Source organism: Lactobacillus sp. UMNPBX16, assembly GCF_002553775.1.
Classification (GTDB): Bacteria; Bacillota; Bacilli; order Lactobacillales; family Lactobacillaceae; genus Lactobacillus; species Lactobacillus crispatus.
On the sequence record NZ_PCYU01000031.1, the window covers coordinates 1 to 3068 of the forward strand.

4 protein-coding genes are annotated in these 3068 nt (G+C 32.7%); all 4 read right to left on the bottom strand.

The annotated features are described in order from the left end of the window. On the bottom strand, positions 1–353 hold a 353-nt coding region (locus tag CP367_RS08065; RefSeq protein ID WP_143440709.1), incomplete at its 3' end, for an HTH domain-containing protein. Positions 354–370: 17 nt separating this feature from the next. Beyond that, positions 371–1171, bottom strand: a complete 801-nt coding sequence (locus tag CP367_RS08070; protein ID WP_089148094.1) for an SDR family oxidoreductase — start codon at positions 1169–1171, stop codon at positions 371–373. 288 nt (positions 1172–1459) lie between these two features. Beyond that, the gene (locus CP367_RS08075; RefSeq protein WP_089148093.1) at positions 1460–2770 is read right to left on the bottom strand and encodes a GntP family permease; all 1311 of its coding nucleotides are present in this window, start codon (positions 2768–2770) and stop codon (positions 1460–1462) included. A gap of 12 nt (positions 2771–2782) precedes the next feature. After that, positions 2783–3068: enolase C-terminal domain-like protein (locus CP367_RS08080; RefSeq protein ID WP_304441537.1), on the bottom strand; the 286-nt coding region annotated here is incomplete at its 5' end.

A 3068-nucleotide genomic window follows, 5' to 3' on the forward strand; every position in this document is an offset into this window, starting at 1 on the left:
AAAAGATTTGACAGTTTCATCTGATCAGCAAGATCATCAAGGGTGATAAAACTCTTATTACTGATAAGATGATAAATAATAAAAGATTCTCTTTTTACTGGATCATTTAAATCCAATTCACCTTTAAGAAACTGAGTTTCTAAATGTAAAAAGTCCGGATAGTTATTTATAATTAATTGATATCTATTAGACTCCTTTAAAACTTGTGCCGTATCTCCCAATACATTGTTTAATTCATTAATTCTGTTAGTAACAGTTCTTTTTGAAACATTTCCATAATAAGCAATATCCTGTGTTGTCATAGAGCCATTTTCAATGAGAAGTTTTAAAAGCTTAAATAAGTAACTATCCATTTTTATCCCCTCTGTCTCTAGCCTCTTGACTTGCCTCCTGCTACATTAATGGTTACCCCTGTAATATAGCTTGATCTATCTGATAACAAGTAGGCTACTAAATCTGCTACTTCATACAAATGGCCACTTCTACCCATTGGAGTAGTTGTTGTGCTCTTATAACCTGCTCTTAATTGATCTACTGTAATATTTCTAGTGTAAGCTAGTGCATTTTCATAACTTGGGGTTCTTAAGCCAGTTGCTTCCATAATCCCAGGAGCTACACCTGCTACACGTACATTAAATTTACCAAGTTCTTTTGCCCACGAACGAGTAAATCCATTGATTGCACCCTTAGTAGCTGAATAAATGCTTTGACCTTGTGAGCCCTCAAGACCAGCTTCACTTGACATATTAACGATTACACCGTGTTTTTGGTTAACTAGATATCTACCGACTGCTTGTGACATTAACATCACGCTCTTAACATTAACGGTAAACATCTTTATCCAATCTTTTTCAGTCATTTCATATTGACTTTCTGGTTTCTTGTCATCTACTAAAAGTCTTGGTAAGTTAATACCTGCGTTATTTACCACACCGTCTAAGTGATCATATTCTTTTATGGTTGCTTTTACTGTGGCATCCACATCATCTTTATTAGTTACATCTGTTTGATAGAAAGTTAGATTTTCATGTGTCACTTTAGGTTCATTTAAATCAGCATCTACAACTTTTGCACCTTGTTCAAGCAACTCTTTTACAATGGCTGCTCCAATCCCTGATGACCCGCCAGTTACAATGTAAACTCTGTCTCTAATGTTTAACCAATCTGTCATTTTTATTTCCTTTCTATGTTTCTGATTACATTATTAGTATAGTGCAATCGCTTACATAGCTTAATAACCTCTTTTTCTTGTCGATTGGAAAATATAAGTATCATGTTTAATTGAAACTTATATATTAAGATTTAACATAATTGGGATATCTGCCATATTTTGTAAAGAATATAATTGCTTTTAAATTTTGCAATCTGCTTTTAGTTAAATTAAAAGAGTCTTACACCGAAATACTTAATTATAATATCGCTGCAAGACTCTTTGTTATTAGTCTAATAAAGATTTAAATTAAACAATACCTACACTAAACATAATGTAACCAATAACCATTGCTATAAATGGATTAACAACACAAGTTACGAATATATATGGATAGGAATCTTTTAATTTTACATGAGCTACTGAACTTGCCACAACAGGACCACTCGAGAACGGTGAACATCCAGTCCAACCTGAAGACATAACAGCTAATCTATGTAAAGCTGAAAAATTCAAATTCATTGTTGCTAAATGTGTACCAAACGAATTTAACCAAATACCAATACCGCCACTCGCAGAACCTGAAATTCCAGATGCCACACTTACGACTATCATAGAAATCAAATAAACATTGGAATGATTATTTGACAATGCTTTAACAACTTGTGCAAACTGTGGAGAAATTGTTGCAACTCCACCAAAAGCAACTACAGCAGAAGTAGTCATTAAAGCATTAATACCATTTTGTGTGCCAGTTTCAATTGTTTTTTCTAAATGTCCTTTTAATGGCTTGTAGAAAAAGATAAATGCTAAAAGATTTGCAACAAACATAGCAATAACTACAGAAAAGTTAGCATCTAATTTATTTTTTAAAACAAAGATTAAAACTAACATTACAACAATTGGTAAAATAGCTACCCAAAAGTTAATTGATTGAGCTTTTTCTTCTTCTTTTTGATCAATAGACTTATCCAAAACCTCGAAATGCTCGCCTTTATCACTACATTTCTTTTGAGCATGTTTTAAATATAGATAGTTAGCAATAAAAACATATATGCCACAGACAATACCAATCGTGGCACCAGCATAAATATTAGTATGGAAATACTGGGTTGGCATAATATTCTGAATTTGTGGACTCCCTGGTAATGTAGTCATACAAATCGTAGCTGCAATACCTAAAATTGTAGCTGGAAATAACTTAATTGGAATATCTGCTTCTTTAAAAAGAATTACGGCTATAGGATATAAAGTAAAAGCCACTAGATAAGTCATAATCCCCCCATAAGACAAAATTAATGTGACAATCAGTAGAACCAGAATTACACTACTTTTTCCAATTTTATTTACTAAAGTAGAAGCTATTTTAGATGCAGCTCCACTATCTGACATCACTGCACCAAATAAAGCTGAAAGAAAGAAAATTAAGAAAAAGTCTTTTACATAATTTCCCATAGTAGTGGCATAACCTTGAGATAAGCCTTTCCACAAATCTATACCACCAATTAAAATTGCAGCCAAAGAGGCAATCAATGATGCAGGCACCATATTAACACCCTTAAAGATCAAAACAATTAGTATCGCAATGGCAACAATAACACTTAAAATATACATAAACATTTTTATCACCACTTAGATTTCGTATTTTTTCACTTTATTCCAATCCAATTCAATTCCTAATCCAGGCTTATTTTCAGACAAAATATAATTCATCTTTTCATCAGTCTTAAAAGGTTCTTTCATAAGATCAGTTCTTAATGGGTTATAATTTTCCTCTGATTCAACAGGATATGCATTCGGAATTGCTGCTGCCATTTGCAAACTTGCTGCAAAATGAATTGCTCCACCAAATGAATGCATTGAAACTTGCTTATAATGAGCTTCTGCTTCAGCAGCAATTTTTCTACCCAAAGTCAAG

Excerpts from the sequence above, each read along its gene's own strand:
- CP367_RS08070 (WP_089148094.1), bottom strand. The coding sequence starts at position 1,171 with ATGACAGATTGGTTAAACATTAGAGACAGAGTTTACATTGTAACTGGC.
- CP367_RS08075 (WP_089148093.1), bottom strand. The coding sequence starts at position 2,770 with ATGTTTATGTATATTTTAAGTGTTATTGTTGCCATTGCGATACTAATT.